This is a genomic window from Mucilaginibacter sp. SG564 (assembly GCF_013149275.1).
GTDB lineage: Bacteria > Bacteroidota > Bacteroidia > Sphingobacteriales > Sphingobacteriaceae > Mucilaginibacter.
The window spans coordinates 154030-169213 of the sequence record NZ_JABGNA010000001.1; the positions used below are offsets into that span (position 1 = coordinate 154030).

A 15184-nucleotide genomic window follows, 5' to 3' on the forward strand; every position below is an offset into this window, starting at 1 on the left:
GGGCTTTTTTTTATTAAAGTCTGCTTTCAACCTGCTCGGCCAGTTCATCTATCCAGCTGGATAAGAAGGGCTCAGTGCCTGTAAGCCTGATCCACTCACCTTCGGCATCTTTGGCTATAATCAAGTGTAGTGTTCCGTCAGTTGATTTAAACTCGTAAGCGTTTGTAAAGTTAGGATATGTAATCCCCTGGGCGATACCGTCAATTGTACTGTCGGTACCCGAGAGTGTTGCTTCAAATTGTTCCATAGGTGTATATTTTATTAACTAACACTGTTTTGGTGTTTGTGTTTGTTGAAGAAAGATTTCTGAACCAGGATTAACTGGATTAAAGGATTCTCTTGATTTATATTTTGTTTTTGTGATTATGAGGTAATCACAAAATCCTGTTCATCATGGTTCAGATGTTTACTAACTTTATGCCGTGCAAAATTTACAACCCGACCCCAAAATATTGATTGATATCGTACAAACCCGGATGCCTTATGGTAAATATAAAGGAACCATTATAGCAGATATTCCGATAAGTTACCTGGAATGGATGGCTGGTAAGGGTTTTACCAAGGATAAAATGGGAATGCTATTATCAACTACTTTTGAGATCAAGACCAATGGACTGGGCGAAATTCTTTTTATGGTAAGAAAATCACTGAGTCAGAGCGGAAACCGATAACCGGATTTATTACTTATCGATGACCATCCAACCGAAAGGTTTCGGGCGTATATACGACTAAAGAACTAAAATCATTGTGATATGAAAAAGTTGATCTTATATATAGTCGGAGTTTTTCTGTTTGCTGGTTGTGCCAACGGACAGTCATCCAATAAATTTGCCGCGTTACCAAAACCTAAAGTCGGCGAGGCCGAAGCCACTTTTGGCGGGGGCTGTTTCTGGAGCATGAGTGAGGCCTTATCTGAGCTGAAAGGGGTAAAAAGTGTTGTTTCAGGCTATGCTGGTGGCAACACCAAGAACCCAACCTATGAGGAGGTAAGTTCACAAAGCACCAATCACGCCGAAACAGTCGATTTAATCTATGATCCTAAAGTAATCAGTTACGCGCAACTGACCGAGGCCTTTTTCTTTGCCCATGACCCTACAACCCTGAATAGACAAGGGCCTGACGAAGGTACCGATTATCGGTCTATTGCTTTTTATCGTACCCCCGAGGAAAAGAATACCCTGCTGGCTACCATCAAAAAAGTAAATGAGTCAAAGCATTATAAGAACCCGATAGTGACACAGGTGGTACCTTATAATGTCTTTTATCCGGCCGAAACATATCATCAGGGTTATTACAGGAGCCATCCAAACCAGCCATACATCATGTCGGTATCGGAACCCAAAGTAATGAAATTCAGAAAAGCTATGACTGCAGAATTGAAGCCGGAGTTTAAATAACACCTTTTTATTTTGTCATTCTGAACGTAGTGAAGAATCTATTCTACGATCTGCATGTCCAATAACAAATCCTTCACTACGTTCAGGATGACAAACTTATATTTTCCCTACAACTTATTAAACCATCCCTTTTTCCAAAATACAAATACCTGTATAATGGCTATGGCAAACATAAGCACAATGGCGTAAACGTAGCCGTGCTGCCAGTAAAGTTCGGGCATGTTATCGGGAATAACATGGCCTTTGTCGTCCTGGCGGGCAAAGTTCATCCCGTAAATGCCGGCAATAAAAGTGAGGGGGATAAATATCACTGAAATGATGGTGAGCACCTTCATGATCTCGTTCATCCGGTTGCTTACCATTGATAGATACAGATCAATAATGCTGGAAGTTACCTCTTTGTAGTTTTCAATCAAATCCATGGCCTGTATACAATGGTCATAAGCATCACGCAGGAACAACTTTACTTCTGCTGTGATCAATGGGCACTCCGAGCGGATCATGTCGTTGATCTTATCACGCTCGGGCCAGCTTGCTCTGCGTATGATGATCAGCGTACGTTTGATCTGCTGCGAATTAAACATGATGCTTTTATCTGCACTGTTATAAACCTTATCCTCAATGGCATCCAGCTTATCGCCGATGAGTGCCAGCAACATAAAGTAGTTATCAATAATGGTATCAATAAGGGCGTAACACATATAGCCCGGTCCTGCGGTGCGTATCGCACCTTTACCCGCCTTGAGTCGTGCCTTTACCGCTTCAAAAAATTCTTCGCGATCTTCTTCAAAGCTGATGATCAAATTGTCCTTAAGAATGGCCGAAAACTGGTTGTTCACCAGTTCGTCCTCTTTGTTAAAACTAACCATACGACTGGTGCAAAAAGCATAATCATCGTATTCATCAAATTTGGGGCGCTGGTGGGTATTGGCTATATCTTCCAGCACCAATGGGTTAATGTTTAAGTGGGTGCCTATTTCTTCAATCAAGGTTGCGTTGCCCAGGCCGTTAATCTTTATCCAATGCGTATGATTATCGCATTTTTTTAGCTGGTTTAAAATTACTTTAATGTCTTTCCCTTCGGAGGTAACCAGCTCGTGCTCATTATAAGAAAACATAGCGATATGCGGTTTCAACGCGCCCTCAGGTAGTACAATTGTTCCTGGCCTGTCGCCAACATTGCCCTGGTGCCTGTTTACTTTATAGCGTACCCGTTTTATCCTGCTGTCCATTTACAAATAATTAATACTTTGCGGTCCCTGGTTAAATAACAGATCAACAATGCTCAGATTTTTCAGAAAACCCTTCCGATCTTCAAAAACCTGAAAATAAGGTTTTTGTTCCAGTTCCGTTTCTTTTTTTGGATGGATAGAAATTCTCAGGTCGGCAACGGATGACGGATATTCGGGTTGATACTCGTCCGTGTATTTTATATCGGCTTTTATTTTAATGAATTTCAGCAGCAGCTGCAAAAGCTCTTCACTATAGTCAAAAAGAAAGGGTACCTGTTTCTGCTTTTGATAGAACGCGGCAAAATCATCCTCGTAATATTCAAAATAAGCCGAACGGCGATAACAGGCCCCCAGGCTTTGCCAATGCAGGCGTTGCCAGTCAAAGTCATAACTGATCTTCACATCCTTGGCCTTGGTATGATTTTTTGAACCTTTAATGACCGGAACGGTGAGGGCCAGCAGCCCATCGGGCGAGTAAATATTGGCCCGGTTGCGGTAGGTTTGTTTAGGGAAATGCTCTTCTCTTTCTATCAGAATATCAGGTTTATACGTGTTTAACTGTACGAAATATTCAACCGGCGGAAGATAAAACATAGGGAACACAGCGCCTTTTTCAATCATATATTTTATGTTTGTGTTCAAAATTGGTTAAAATAATGATAAAAAAAGGGTTTTTGAGGTTAGGTATATTTTTTTTGTACCTCATATCGTTACTTCCCTTTTGGTTTTTGTACATCCTGTCTGATATACTGTTTGTTATTATCTATTACCTGGTGCGGTACCGCAGGGATGTGGTGCAGCAAAATCTGGCCAATTCCTTCCCCGAAAAAACGGCTAAAGAACGCCGTGATATTGAATTCAAATACTACCGTTACCTGGCCGATCTGATTGTGGAGACAGTTAAAATGATCACCGTGTCGGAAAAACAGATCCAAAAAAGGGTAGTAGCTACCAATTCAGAACTGGTGCATGAGTATTTTGCCAAAGGTAAAAGCATTATAGCTGTGGCCGGGCATTATTGCAACTGGGAGATGGCGGCGCTCAACTTTAATTTTGTTACCGATAAAAGGTTCATGATTGTGTATAAACCACTGTCTAACTTTACATTTGACGAATTTTTTATACAGGTACGGTCTCGCTTTGGCGGGCAGCCGGTAGCCATGAAACAAACCATGCGCAAGATGGTTGAATACCGCAACGAACTTACCGTAAGTGTACTGGTGGGCGATCAGACACCGGTAATGCACGAAGTAAATTACTTTACTAATTTTTTAAATCAACCTACAGCCGTATTTTTAGGCATCGAAAAAATATCAAAGGCTATTGATGCCTCCGTGGTGTTTTACGATATGAAACGCGTAAAAAGAGGTTATTACACTTATACATTGGTTCCCTTAACAGAAAATCCTAAACAAACTGCCGAGCACGAAATTACCGATGCGCATGTGCAATACCTGGAAGGGATGATCAGGCGGGAACCGCAATATTGGCTATGGTCGCACCGAAGGTGGAAATTTAAGCCGGAGGACATACATAAATGATCAACACACCCAAAGTTGCTGTAGTTATATTAAACTGGAACGGCGTTAAATACCTTAAACAATTTTTACCATCGGTATTAGCCTCCACCTGGCCGGGATTGGAGATAGTGATAGGTGATAATGCCTCTGCAGATGATTCCATCGCTTTCATAAAAGAAAACTACCCGGCTATCAGGATTATTCAAAACGATAAGAATTATGGTTTTACCGGCGGTTATAACCGGGTGCTGAGCCAGGTTGATGCCCACTATTATATCCTGCTCAACTCTGATGTGGAAGTAACACCCGGTTGGATAGAACCGGTGATCAGTTTAATGGAAAGCGATGAGCAGATTGCCGCCGCCGCGCCTAAACTGTTATCGTTCGCGCAAAAAGATCAGTTTGAACATGCCGGGGCTGCCGGTGGCTTTATTGATAGCTTTGGTTACCCATTTTGCCGTGGCCGTATGTTTTATGAGCTGGAGCACGATCTGGGGCAGTATGAACAATCGGGCGAGGTATTCTGGGCATCTGGTGCATCCTTATTTATCAAAAAGAAATATTGGGACGAAGCAGGTGGCTTTGATGAGCACTTTTTTGCCCACATGGAAGAAATTGACCTTTGCTGGCGATTGAAAAACCTGGGGTATAAGGTGATGTACTGCGCGCAATCAACCATATACCATGTGGGGGGCGGCACGCTGAATGCAGAAAATCCATTTAAAACCTATCTCAATTTCCGTAATAACCTGCTGCTGCTGAAAAAGAACCTGCCTTTTTGGAGAGCCCTGTTTGTGATTGGCATACGGTTTTGCATGGATCTGCTGGCCATATTCCGTTTCCTTGCCGAAGGCAAACGTAAGGATGCCTGGGCGGTTAGCCGGGCCCATCAGAATTTTGTACTGGGGCTTTTCGGGATACATGTTTCCGGTTATGGTGTTAAAGACCTGGGCAATGGCGAAAATAAGCTGTCGCCTAAAACGCACAAATCAAAACGGATAGTACATAATCTTAAAGGCATGTACAAAGGCAGTATTGTATGGGCTTTCTTCGTTAAAAAGAAAACCAGGTTTACTGATCTTGACCAGACTGATCTGATTTAGCATCATCCGCGCCGCTTTCTTTTATCCGCTTGGTCTTTGGAGCTTTCTCTTTGTCAGTAGAGCTGATAACCAGGCTTTCAGGCGGCCATATTAAATGCACATCCTGTTGAGGGAGTTGAATCCCTGCCTTATTTAGTACGTTATAAATATCTGCCAGTATCTGGCTTTTAAGGCCAACCCAGGTGCTGATGTCGGCAGCCCAGAAAAGTACCCTGAAATCAACCGAACCTGCCGTGAGGTTATGCAGCAATACCGATGGCTCGGGTACTTGCATAATATCGTTATGCGTATCCAATACGCCCTTCAGTAAACTTTTAACTTTTTCAATGTCAGCGCCATAGGCCACGGTAATAATGAGCTCTACGCGGCGGTTATTATTGCTCAGTGTCCAGTTAATTACGTGGTGGGATATCAGGTCGCCGTTGGGAATAATCACTTCGGCACCATCGGCAGTGGCTATTTTACTGGCCCGGATGCCAATATCCAGAATAGTACCCGAGCGACTGTCGACCTCAATAATATCACCCACTTGTATTGGTTTTTCAAAGGCTAGTATCAGCCCCGAAACAAGGTTATTGACAATGTTTTGCAAACCAAACCCAATACCAATACCAAAAGCACTGATAATGATGGTTATCTTATCAATCGGTACGCCTGATGCGGCAACCGCCAGGAAAAAGCCCACAGCAATAACGCCAATACGGATAAGCAGGGTAGAGGTGCGGTTTTTCTTTTTCAGTACATCCATATCATGCCTGTGTTTGGCCGATACATCATACAGATAACTGATGATCTTGGAACTGATAGACGATAGCCAGATCACCGCGATAAATATGATAACACTTTGAAACGTGAACACCGTATTGGTGCCGCCAATACTGCGGTTAGTGGTTAAAAATGCTTCAATGTGGTCAAAAACGGTATCTTCAACACTCAGGTTTTGAGTAAGCATCACAATCCAAAGCAAGCTGACTAAAACAGTAAGCACGCTCCTGAACTTATTTTTGAGTAACTGAAAGTCGATATATGAGCTGAAATTATTGCTGTTCTTACTGGCCTCCAGTTGTAAAAACAAAGCTTCCATGAACATTTGTACAATATAATACATCGCTATAGCCAACCATAAGTTATGCACTGCGGTTACCCCAATTATTTTACCCAAGCTAAAACGACCGAAAATATTACACAAAACCGAGGCAAGTTCAAGCACAATAAATACTTTAAGCACTATACTGCTATAAGGTAAAAAGCCTTCAGGCGACTTTTTAATAACCGGCAATAGCCTGATACTGATATAGCCAGAAGCCAGCCCGAGTATTAGCACCGCAACCCTGTCGGCATTGGTTACCTGTATAAACAGGTTACTGATACAATAGAAGTTAGTGATGATAAACAGCAGCAGCAAATAATTGAACAGCGGTTTAGGGCAGGTTTTCCAGGTTATGTATAATATGCCAGTTATCAGAATCACAAAAAATGTTTCCAATACAACTACCGGCGGATGATCATAAAAATTCGGAACCAGGGTAAAAGCGATGATCACTGCCGAGGCCATTGGATAAAGGATCACATAATTGGCCTGTGTAAATACCGCATCAGGCGTATCATTGGCTTTTAATATCTTTTTACGGCTCGAATAAATCCAGGCCAGGAAGCCCACCAATACCAGCAGCCCGGAAAGATGAGTTAATATATCACGACCGATAAAAAAGCTGAAAAGCTTGGAATTCATTGAAGTGGTTTTGGAAAGCGCCTCCTTAAAATCGATACCCTCGCTGGCTTTCATATTCCAAATATTGCTGTATTCGGCCGATAACGCTCTTTCGCCAAAGTCTCTTATTTTTTGATCTATCTGGTCTTTGAGATCAAGTATGGCTATATATACCGACGAAGTTCGGTTTTGCAACAAGCCTACCTTTACCATTAATTTTTTGTTAACGGTATCTAACCGGTGGTATTTACTGTCGATTGCTATTTTTTGAATCAGGAAAGTGGTGGCTAACGAACTATCAGACGGAAGGATCTTCAAGGTGCTATCCTTGGATATGGCATTCAGATCGGTTTGATTCTGGACCATTTTGGAGTTGATGTCGGCAAGCTGATCCTGCCATCCATCCAACTTGTCGCCCAGGCGGGTTAAAACATCGCGTATGGTATATAAGTAACGCAATGTGCTCGATTTATCGTTATCGATCAACGATTTGATGACTCCTACGCTTTTTTCATACCGGGGTAGTTGCGCGCTGATGTCGATCGTGTCTATCTTTTTGGAAAGGTTTGATTTGATCTGGTTAAAGGCCGATGTATAATATTCTACCTTTTGCAGTAAATTATTTGTTGATGTGTCCGATCTTTTGAGCGCCCGCATCATTGAGTCGCGAGAGAGGATAGCCGCCCGGAGCGAATCTCTTACCGATCGTGTTTTTTTCTTTTTGGTTTGGGCCAAGGCGTCCGCACCGGAAAAAAGGGTGATAAGCAACAGGCAGTACGCGGTAATTCTGTATAATTTATGCATAGGGGTAAATACGCTAAACGCCATGAGTTAACACTTTATTTTAAAAAAGATGCAAGATATAAGAATCAGGAATCAAGCGTTGGGAATTAAGACGGGTTGTTTCCTGTCTTGATTCTTGGCTCTTACTTCTTGATTCCTGTTTTTAAGAACCCACCAGGTTTTCAATCGCGAGGCGGTATGAGTCCATACCAAAACCGGCAATCACCCCTCTGCAGCTCGCTGCCAGCATAGAGTGATGTCTGAATGCTTCACGTTTATGTACGTTTGAAATATGCACCTCAATAACCGGTGTATTGATAGCCGCGATGGCATCAGCAATAGCTATGGAAGTATGGGTGTACGCGCCGGCATTCAGTACAATTCCGTCATACGAAAAACCAATTTCATGTAGTTTGTTTATAATTTCGCCCTCAACATTACTTTGATAATAATTAATAGTGATGTTTGCATAGCGCTTACGCAACCCGTCGAGATAAGTCTCAAAACTGGTATCGCCATAAATCGACTTTTCGCGTACGCCAAGCAGGTTTAAATTGGGGCCGTTTATAATTTGTATATTCATTAGTTCAAACTTAAAATAAATCATTTAAAAAAAGTAACAAATTGGAGTGGCGTTCGGCAATAAAAGGTTTTCAGGCCTATTTGAAGTTAGAAAAATCGCTTGCCGATAATTCTATCGAGTCGTACAGTCGCGATATTGAAAAATTATTCCAGTTTTCCGATGCGCAGCAAGCCCAACTAAAACCGGAAACTATTACGTTAAGCGACTTACGATTGTTTATAACCTGGGTAAATGAACTGGGCATGATCCCCTCATCGCAGGCCCGGATATTATCGGGCATCAAGGCTTTTTACAAATACCTGCTGATGGAGGACATCATCAAAACAGACCCATCTGAGTTGCTGGAATCGCCCCGGATAACGCGTAAGCTACCTGACACATTAAGTTACCAGGATATTAACCGGCTCATAGCGGCTATTGATCTGTCGAAACCAGAAGGTATGCGTAACAAGGCTATATTGGAAACCCTGTATGGCAGTGGCCTGCGCGTGTCTGAACTAACCGAGCTCAAGCTCTCCAACCTGTACCTGGATATTGAATTTATAAAAGTAACCGGCAAAGGGAATAAAGAGCGCCTTGTACCTATTGGCGCCGAAGCTATTAAGGCAATAAAAATGTGGATTGAACATGTGCGGGTTCATATTGCTATAAAAAAAGGGGAAGAGGACATTGTTTTCTTGAACCGGCGCGGTTCCCGCTTAAGCCGGGTTTATATTTTTCTGCTGATTAAGGATCTGGCCGAACGTATCGGGTTGAATAAGGCTATCAGTCCACACACTTTCAGGCATTCGTTTGCCACCCATCTGGTAGAAGGAGGGGCCGATCTGCGGGCGGTACAGGAGATGCTCGGGCACGAAAGTATCACCACTACCGAGATATATACCCATCTTGATCGTGAATACCTTAAAAGCACTATCAGTCAGTTTCATCCGCGTAGTTAAGAGGTAAAAAATATGGCCCGATGGTATGCTAATTCCCCGATTGTGGCGGGATTTACCCAGCTTGTTTTGCGAAATTTAATTAACATACATGATACTGACTTTAAGTAGATTTCGGCATTTAGCTTGCATAGGGTTAATTAAAGATTAATACCATGTTAGATTATATAGAAGAATTAAATGAGCTAAAGGAGTTGTTTGACGGCCTGGGCAACTATTCGAAAATTAATGCTTACGTGCTTCAGGTGCTTTTAGAACGCTATGATGGCGTTGTTGAACAGTTATACTGTATGAATGATCAGGTGTTCCAGTCTTCGGTAGCTACCATTCTGGAAGCCGAAAATGAGCTTAGCGTATTGATGAACGACGAATTACCATCAGTAAGAAAGAAACTGATATTTGAGATAAATAAGTTTAAGCTTAAAGTTGCTGTTAACAGCGATCTGAGTCGCTATGGACATTACAAAATGATCCAACAGATCAACTATAATTGATTAACCCTTAATTAACTGTTTCTATAAAGTGCACCAGGTTTATTCCAGGGCATTAAGCCGCGAAAACTCATAATTTCGCGGCTTTTACCATTCTATCGCGGCCGCTCATGTCCTGTTTTAAAATAATGTCTGTAAATCCCTTTTTGCGCAGCATTTCAACAGTCTCAGGCCCGTAGTTTTCGTTGATTTCAAAAAATAACAGGCCATTTGCAGGTAGTTTAGCCAGGGCAAAATCGGCAATGGTATGATAAAATAGCAAGGGATCATCCTCAGGTACAAATAGAGCGCTGTGTGGCTCGTGATCTGTCACATTAGCATGCATCTGCTTTTTATCCAGAAGTGTAACATATGGAGGATTACTGACTATTAAATTGTACAAGTCAAATTTTGCCGTTTGCGCCTGCCAATTCAAAATATCATTATGAATAAAATGAATATCGGTTTTGTTCAAACCGGAATTCTTCCGGGCTGTTTGCAGCGCACTTTCCGAGATATCAACTGCCGAAACCTTGGCATTAGGCAGGTTTTTTTTAATACTGATAGCGATACAACCGCTGCCTGTGCCAATATCAAGGATGCTGCCTGTAAAATGCTCGCTGTTTTCGGCAAATAACCCGCCGCAGGTTTCCAGTATCCACTCTACCAGTTCCTCTGTCTCGGGGCGGGGAATCAATACCGATGGATTTACTTTGAAGGGTAAACCATAAAATTCCGTTTCGCCTAAAATGTATTGTACAGGTTCGCCGGTTTGAAGGCGGAGGAGTACATCTTTGAGTTGATCGCTTTGTTCTACGCTTAATTCCCGTTCCGGGAACGCTTTGATGGATGCTTTTGATAGTTTGATTATTTGGCTGATGACCAATAAAGTAAGGGCTTCCGTTTCCGTGCTATGGTATATATTGTTCAGCTGTTTGTAATCTTCAAAAACATCCTTTATTGTAATCATGCAACAAAGTAACATAAAAGCTACTTTTGCAGCATGCTTAAACATGAAAAATATATGCAGCGCTGCCTGGAACTTGCCCAACTGGGTGCCGGGCTGGTAAGTCCAAACCCAATGGTTGGGGCAGTTGTGGTTCATGATGATAAAATAATAGGCGAGGGCTATCACCAAAAATATGGCGAGGCCCATGCCGAAGTGAATGCCATTGCCCAGGTAATCTCCCGGTTTGATAACGCCGCTGAGTTGTTAAAGCAATCAACTATATATGTTTCGTTAGAGCCTTGCGCACATTATGGCAAAACCCCACCCTGTGCCGATCTGATCATCAAACACCAGATACCACAGGTGGTAGTGGGCTGCCGCGATACCTTTGAACAGGTGGATGGCAAAGGGATAGCTAAACTAAAAGCTGCCGGTATTGAGGTGATAGCGGGTGTGCTCGAAAAAGAATGCCAATGGCTTAACCGCCGTTTTTTTACCCGGATACAAAAACACCGGCCATACATTATATTAAAATGGGCACAAACCAATGATGGCTTTTTTGCTCCTGATGATAATAGCCAGCTTTGGATAACCGGCGAACAATCGCGCAGGTTGGTGCACCAATGGCGCAGTGAAGAAGATGCCATACTGGTGGGTAAAAATACGGCCGCCATTGATAACCCTAAACTTAATGTACGCTATTGGGAGGGTAAATCGCCAAAACGTATAGTGATAGACCGAAGACTAGAATTAGATAAAAACTTGAATGTGTTTGATCAATCGGTTGAAACATTCATATTTAATGAGATTAAGTTTGATGCCGACGGCAAGAATAAATACATAGCCCTGGAGGATTTTGACCGTTATGTGCCCCAGTATATTTTGTACCAGTTATATCTGCAGGATATCCAGTCGGTTATTATTGAAGGTGGTGCCCGCACGCTGGAAAGTTTTATAGAAGCAGGTTTATGGGATGAGGCCCGCGTGTTTACCGGTAAAACTGTTTTAACAAAGGGTATAAAAGCACCGCAAATAACAGGTATAATTGCAGAAGAATTATCATCGGGCGATGATCGCCTGACGATAATACATAACATTTAAGTATCAAGTAGCTAGTATCAAGTATCACGACCAGAAAAACGGGTTGTGAAAACTGGATACTTAATTGATGAAAATCTTGTTACTTGATACTAACTACTTGATACCAATTATATCATGCTCTACGTTTTTTTAAGTATTTGCTGCAGCGTTGTAGTTTCTGTGCTATTGAAACTGGCTAAACGCTACCATATCGATGTATTTCAGGCCATCACCTGGAACTACTCTATGGCTATATTGCTTACCTGGATATTTTTTAAACCGCAGCTTAGCATCAATTTTACGGATGCACCAATTTATAATTATATAGCGCTCGGGATCTTATTTCCTTCGTTATTTGTCGTCATGGCCTCTTCTGTGCGGCTGGCGGGTATTGTACGCACCGATGTGGCGCAGCGGCTATCGTTGTTCATTCCCATTTTCGCGGCGTTTTTTATATTTAATGAGGCTAAGGATACCATAAAGATCATCGGCATTGTATTGGCTTTTATCGCTATCATATGCTCTATACCCTGGCAAAAGGCTTCACGTGATAAGGCCGCTAAAGTTTCCTGGATCTATTTACTCGTCGTTTTTTTAGGTTTTGGTATTATTGATGTGCTTTTGAAACAGATAACCAAGCTGAACAAAGTGCCGTTTACCTCGGCCATTTTTGTGATCTTTATATTGGCCTTCGCGCTTTCCATGATCGGACTTATTTACCAGGTAGCTACCAAAAAGACAAAATTCTCCTGGCCGCATATCCTCATTGGGTGGATACTGGGGATAGCTAATTTTGGCAATATTCTGTTTTACTTAAAAGCTCACCAGGCTTTGGCTAATAGTCCTTCGGCGGTGTTCTCATCCATGAACATCGGTGTAATTATAGTGGGGACTTTTATCGGGATATTCATATTTAAAGAAAAACTGAGTATGCTCAACAAAATTGGTATTGTAGTAGCTATACTGGCCATTGTGGTCATTTATTTCCCACAGCTTTTTAGTTAGTGAATTACTGAATTAGTGATTTAGTGAATTATTTGAATTTTTAAATGAGTTGTCGGTTTTTAGCTTTCCGCTTTGAGCCTTCTGCTTTCCGTTTTGAAAAACATGCTTTTTGACGATACTTATAAAACTATAGAACAGCCAACTGAAGGTATATTCCGCGACCGGGGCAGCAAATTCCTGGCTTATGCCTATCCAATCAACTCAGAGAATGATATTAAGGGAATTATCACCAATTTGAAGGCTGAACATCCCAAAGCCAATCACCATTGCTGGGCCATGCGCTTGAGTATTGATAGGGGAGTGTTCAGGGTTAATGATGATGGCGAGCCCTCCGGTACCGCCGGTCGGCCGATACTCAATACACTACTGTCGCACGATTTGACCAACTTAATAGTTGTGGTAGTACGTTATTTTGGCGGTACCTTACTGGGTGTTCCCGGTTTGATCAATGCTTACAAAGTAGCAACAGAAGAAGCTCTGAACCAGGCGACCATCATCCATAAAACCGTTAACGATATATATACCATCAGCTTTGATTACCTGCAGATGAACGACGTAATGCGTGTTATTAAAGACGATAACCTGGCCATTCTCCATCAGCAATTTGACAATGATTGCCGCATACAGGTTTCCATCCGCAAAACCCAGGTGGAGCAAACCCTGTTTAAGATCAGCAAGGTAAGTGGCGCCGTGGCGAAATATGATCACAGTTTGTAAGATGCAAGAGTCAAGAGCCAGGAATCAAGATAAAGGTGTTTTTTTTCTGTCTTGACTCTTGGCTCTTGATTCTTGTCTCTGGTTTAAAAAACAGACTTTCTTTTCCTTACTCTTGGTTCTATAATTCCCGGCATAAATGACTATTTTAGTCGAATATGCAATCTTTTGAAATCGATAAAACCGACCTGCTCCGCATTAAAGCTGCTCTGGAAAGCGATGATGTTGAGTTAGAGAAAGTTCTGCAGGGATACCATGCCTCTGAGATTGCTATTCTGTTTGAAAAACTTCCGCAGGAAGCCAAAGAACGCATCATCAATATTCTGCCAACCGACATCGCATCTGAAGTAATTTCGGAAATGGACGAGGAGCATCACCCGGAAGAACTGCTGGTGAACCTCGACCCGGATAAGCGTACCGAGATTGTGGAAGAGCTGGATTATGACGATGCTACCGACATTATCTCGCAACTGGATGAGGAGCAGCAGCATGAGATCCTGAAAGATATTGACCAGGAGGATGCCAGCAGTATCCGCGCCCTGCTCAGTTATGACGAGGATACGGCAGGTGGTTTGATGAACTCCGAGGTTATCCGGGTAAATATCAACCTGGATAAGAAGGACGCGCTCGACGAGATCATCCATCAATCGGAAGAGATGGAGGAACTATATACTATTTATGTGGTTGATGACGCGGCTACGCTGAAAGGTATACTCTCCATCAAAAAACTCATTAAAGCTAAAGCCGACGCGCGGATAAGCGATTTGGTGCAAACCACCTTTGTGTATGTAAAGGCCGATGTTGACCAGGAGGAAGTGGCCCGTTTAATATCGCAATACAACCTCACCAATATCCCGGTAGTTGATGAACACATGAAACTGCTGGGCCGCATTACGGTGGATGACATCATCGACGTGATGGAGGAAGAAAATACCGAGGACATCCTGAAAATATCGGGTGTATCTGAGGACGAAGAGCTGAGCGGCAACTGGAAAGACGCGGTAAAAAGTCGTTTACCCTGGCTGGTTATCAACCTGGGTACGGCGTTCCTGGCGGCATCCATCATCCGTAATTTCGATTCGACGGTGGCCAAGCTTTCTATTATTTCGGCCTATATGACCATTATCGCGGGTATGGGCGGTAACGCCGCAACACAAGCCCTGGCGGTAACGGTAAGGCGTATTTCCTTGAACGATCTGAGCGATAAACAGGCCTATAACACCGTGCTGAAAGAGTTTTTGGTAGGGATGATCAATGGCGCGGCAAATGGTTTGATTGTTTTTACGGTGGCTTTTTTCTATGATGCCAACCCGATGCTGGGCCTGGTACTGTTTTTAGCCATGACAGGTAACCTCATCATAGCCGGTTTAACAGGCGCGTCTATTCCGCTGATATTAAAGCGGGTAGGGATCGATCCGGCGGTAGCGTCGTCTATAATCATTACCACGTTTACAGATTGCATAGGCTTTTTATTACCGCTTTGGCTGGCCACAAAGCTTTTGTTACACCACTAGGTAATTATTGAATTATTGATTTAGTGATTGGGAGAATGGTCTGATTGTTAGTGAGTTATTAAATTATTAAAGTTCTGTTAATTCTTTAATTCTGTAAATTCCGATCCAAGACAAATAAATCGCTAAATCACTAATTCACTAAATCACTAATTATTTTAAATTTGACCCATCAAAATCATAACAGA

16 protein-coding genes are annotated in these 15184 nt (G+C 42.4%); 10 read left to right on the forward strand and 6 right to left on the reverse strand.

Going from position 1 to position 15184, the window contains the following annotated elements:
- Positions 1-13: 13 nt before the first annotated feature.
- Positions 14-247: a hypothetical protein gene (locus FHW89_RS00545; RefSeq protein WP_172333065.1), complete on the reverse strand. Its 234-nt coding sequence runs from the start codon at positions 245-247 to the stop codon at positions 14-16.
- Positions 248-422: 175 nt separating this feature from the next.
- Between FHW89_RS00545 and FHW89_RS00550 the strand changes: the two genes are divergently transcribed.
- Positions 423-671, forward strand: a complete 249-nt coding sequence (locus FHW89_RS00550; protein WP_172333066.1) for a putative quorum-sensing-regulated virulence factor — start codon at positions 423-425, stop codon at positions 669-671.
- Positions 672-752: 81 nt separating this feature from the next.
- On the forward strand, positions 753-1397 hold the full coding sequence (gene msrA / locus FHW89_RS00555; RefSeq protein ID WP_172333067.1) for a peptide-methionine (S)-S-oxide reductase MsrA: 645 nt from the start codon (positions 753-755) through the stop codon (positions 1395-1397).
- 107 nt (positions 1398-1504) lie between these two features.
- On the opposite strand, the gene corA is transcribed toward msrA, so the two are convergent.
- Both corA and FHW89_RS00565 read right to left on the reverse strand, forming a co-directional pair.
- On the reverse strand, positions 1505-2629 hold the full coding sequence (gene corA, locus FHW89_RS00560) for a magnesium/cobalt transporter CorA (protein WP_172333068.1): 1125 nt from the start codon (positions 2627-2629) through the stop codon (positions 1505-1507).
- Positions 2630-3271, reverse strand: coding sequence for a WbqC family protein (locus FHW89_RS00565; RefSeq protein ID WP_371742414.1), 642 nt, complete (start codon positions 3269-3271; stop codon positions 2630-2632).
- Positions 3272-3285: 14 nt separating this feature from the next.
- Here FHW89_RS00565 and FHW89_RS00570 point away from each other — a divergent pair, with 14 nt between their 5' ends.
- On the forward strand, positions 3286-4170 hold the full coding sequence (locus FHW89_RS00570) for a lysophospholipid acyltransferase family protein (RefSeq protein WP_172333069.1): 885 nt from the start codon (positions 3286-3288) through the stop codon (positions 4168-4170).
- Positions 4167-5252 (forward strand): glycosyltransferase family 2 protein, encoded by a 1086-nt coding sequence (locus FHW89_RS00575; protein WP_172333070.1) that lies wholly within the window; start codon positions 4167-4169, stop codon positions 5250-5252. The genes FHW89_RS00570 and FHW89_RS00575 overlap by 4 nt, the downstream gene beginning before the upstream one ends.
- Here the strand turns inward: FHW89_RS00575 and FHW89_RS00580 are convergent.
- A complete protein-coding gene (locus tag FHW89_RS00580) occupies positions 5221-7767 on the reverse strand; it encodes a mechanosensitive ion channel family protein (protein WP_172333071.1) in 2547 nt (848 codons plus the stop codon). The genes FHW89_RS00575 and FHW89_RS00580 overlap by 32 nt on opposite strands.
- A 142-nt stretch (positions 7768-7909) precedes the next feature.
- A complete protein-coding gene (gene aroQ, locus FHW89_RS00585; protein ID WP_172333072.1) occupies positions 7910-8329 on the reverse strand; it encodes a type II 3-dehydroquinate dehydratase in 420 nt (139 codons plus the stop codon).
- 41 nt (positions 8330-8370) lie between these two features.
- On the opposite strand from aroQ, the gene xerD reads away from it, so the two are divergent.
- Positions 8371-9270 (forward strand): site-specific tyrosine recombinase XerD, encoded by a 900-nt coding sequence (gene xerD, locus FHW89_RS00590; protein WP_172333073.1) that lies wholly within the window; start codon positions 8371-8373, stop codon positions 9268-9270.
- 152 nt (positions 9271-9422) lie between these two features.
- A complete protein-coding gene (locus FHW89_RS00595; protein WP_172333074.1) occupies positions 9423-9761 on the forward strand; it encodes a hypothetical protein in 339 nt (112 codons plus the stop codon).
- 67 nt (positions 9762-9828) lie between these two features.
- On the opposite strand, the gene prmC is transcribed toward FHW89_RS00595, so the two are convergent.
- A complete protein-coding gene (gene prmC, locus FHW89_RS00600) occupies positions 9829-10707 on the reverse strand; it encodes a peptide chain release factor N(5)-glutamine methyltransferase (protein ID WP_216650433.1) in 879 nt (292 codons plus the stop codon).
- A gap of 33 nt (positions 10708-10740) precedes the next feature.
- Here prmC and ribD point away from each other — a divergent pair, with 33 nt between their 5' ends.
- From ribD to mgtE, 4 genes are all read left to right on the forward strand, one after another.
- Entirely contained in the window at positions 10741-11787 is a 1047-nt protein-coding gene (gene ribD, locus FHW89_RS00605; protein ID WP_172333075.1) for a bifunctional diaminohydroxyphosphoribosylaminopyrimidine deaminase/5-amino-6-(5-phosphoribosylamino)uracil reductase RibD, read from the forward strand.
- A 114-nt stretch (positions 11788-11901) separates the two neighbouring features.
- The gene (locus FHW89_RS00610) at positions 11902-12771 is read left to right on the forward strand and encodes an EamA family transporter (RefSeq protein WP_172333076.1); all 870 of its coding nucleotides are present in this window, start codon (positions 11902-11904) and stop codon (positions 12769-12771) included.
- Between the two features lie 102 nt (positions 12772-12873).
- Positions 12874-13488, forward strand: coding sequence for a YigZ family protein (locus FHW89_RS00615; protein ID WP_172333077.1), 615 nt, complete (start codon positions 12874-12876; stop codon positions 13486-13488).
- Between the two features lie 155 nt (positions 13489-13643).
- Entirely contained in the window at positions 13644-14999 is a 1356-nt protein-coding gene (mgtE, locus tag FHW89_RS00620) for a magnesium transporter (protein ID WP_172333078.1), read from the forward strand.
- Positions 15000-15184: the final 185 nt, after the last annotated feature.

Excerpts from the sequence above, each read along its gene's own strand:
- FHW89_RS00580 (WP_172333071.1), bottom strand. The coding sequence starts at position 7,767 with ATGCATAAATTATACAGAATTACCGCGTACTGCCTGTTGCTTATCACC.
- FHW89_RS00610 (WP_172333076.1), top strand. The coding sequence starts at position 11,902 with ATGCTCTACGTTTTTTTAAGTATTTGCTGCAGCGTTGTAGTTTCTGTG.
- FHW89_RS00545 (WP_172333065.1), bottom strand. The coding sequence starts at position 247 with ATGGAACAATTTGAAGCAACACTCTCGGGTACCGACAGTACAATTGAC.
- FHW89_RS00570 (WP_172333069.1), top strand. The coding sequence starts at position 3,286 with ATGATAAAAAAAGGGTTTTTGAGGTTAGGTATATTTTTTTTGTACCTC.
- FHW89_RS00595 (WP_172333074.1), top strand. The coding sequence starts at position 9,423 with ATGTTAGATTATATAGAAGAATTAAATGAGCTAAAGGAGTTGTTTGAC.
- corA (WP_172333068.1), bottom strand. The coding sequence starts at position 2,629 with ATGGACAGCAGGATAAAACGGGTACGCTATAAAGTAAACAGGCACCAG.
- FHW89_RS00575 (WP_172333070.1), top strand. The coding sequence starts at position 4,167 with ATGATCAACACACCCAAAGTTGCTGTAGTTATATTAAACTGGAACGGC.
- msrA (WP_172333067.1), top strand. The coding sequence starts at position 753 with ATGAAAAAGTTGATCTTATATATAGTCGGAGTTTTTCTGTTTGCTGGT.
- FHW89_RS00615 (WP_172333077.1), top strand. The coding sequence starts at position 12,874 with ATGCTTTTTGACGATACTTATAAAACTATAGAACAGCCAACTGAAGGT.
- mgtE (WP_172333078.1), top strand. The coding sequence starts at position 13,644 with ATGCAATCTTTTGAAATCGATAAAACCGACCTGCTCCGCATTAAAGCT.
- ribD (WP_172333075.1), top strand. The coding sequence starts at position 10,741 with ATGCTTAAACATGAAAAATATATGCAGCGCTGCCTGGAACTTGCCCAA.
- aroQ (WP_172333072.1), bottom strand. The coding sequence starts at position 8,329 with ATGAATATACAAATTATAAACGGCCCCAATTTAAACCTGCTTGGCGTA.
- prmC (WP_216650433.1), bottom strand. The coding sequence starts at position 10,707 with ATGATTACAATAAAGGATGTTTTTGAAGATTACAAACAGCTGAACAAT.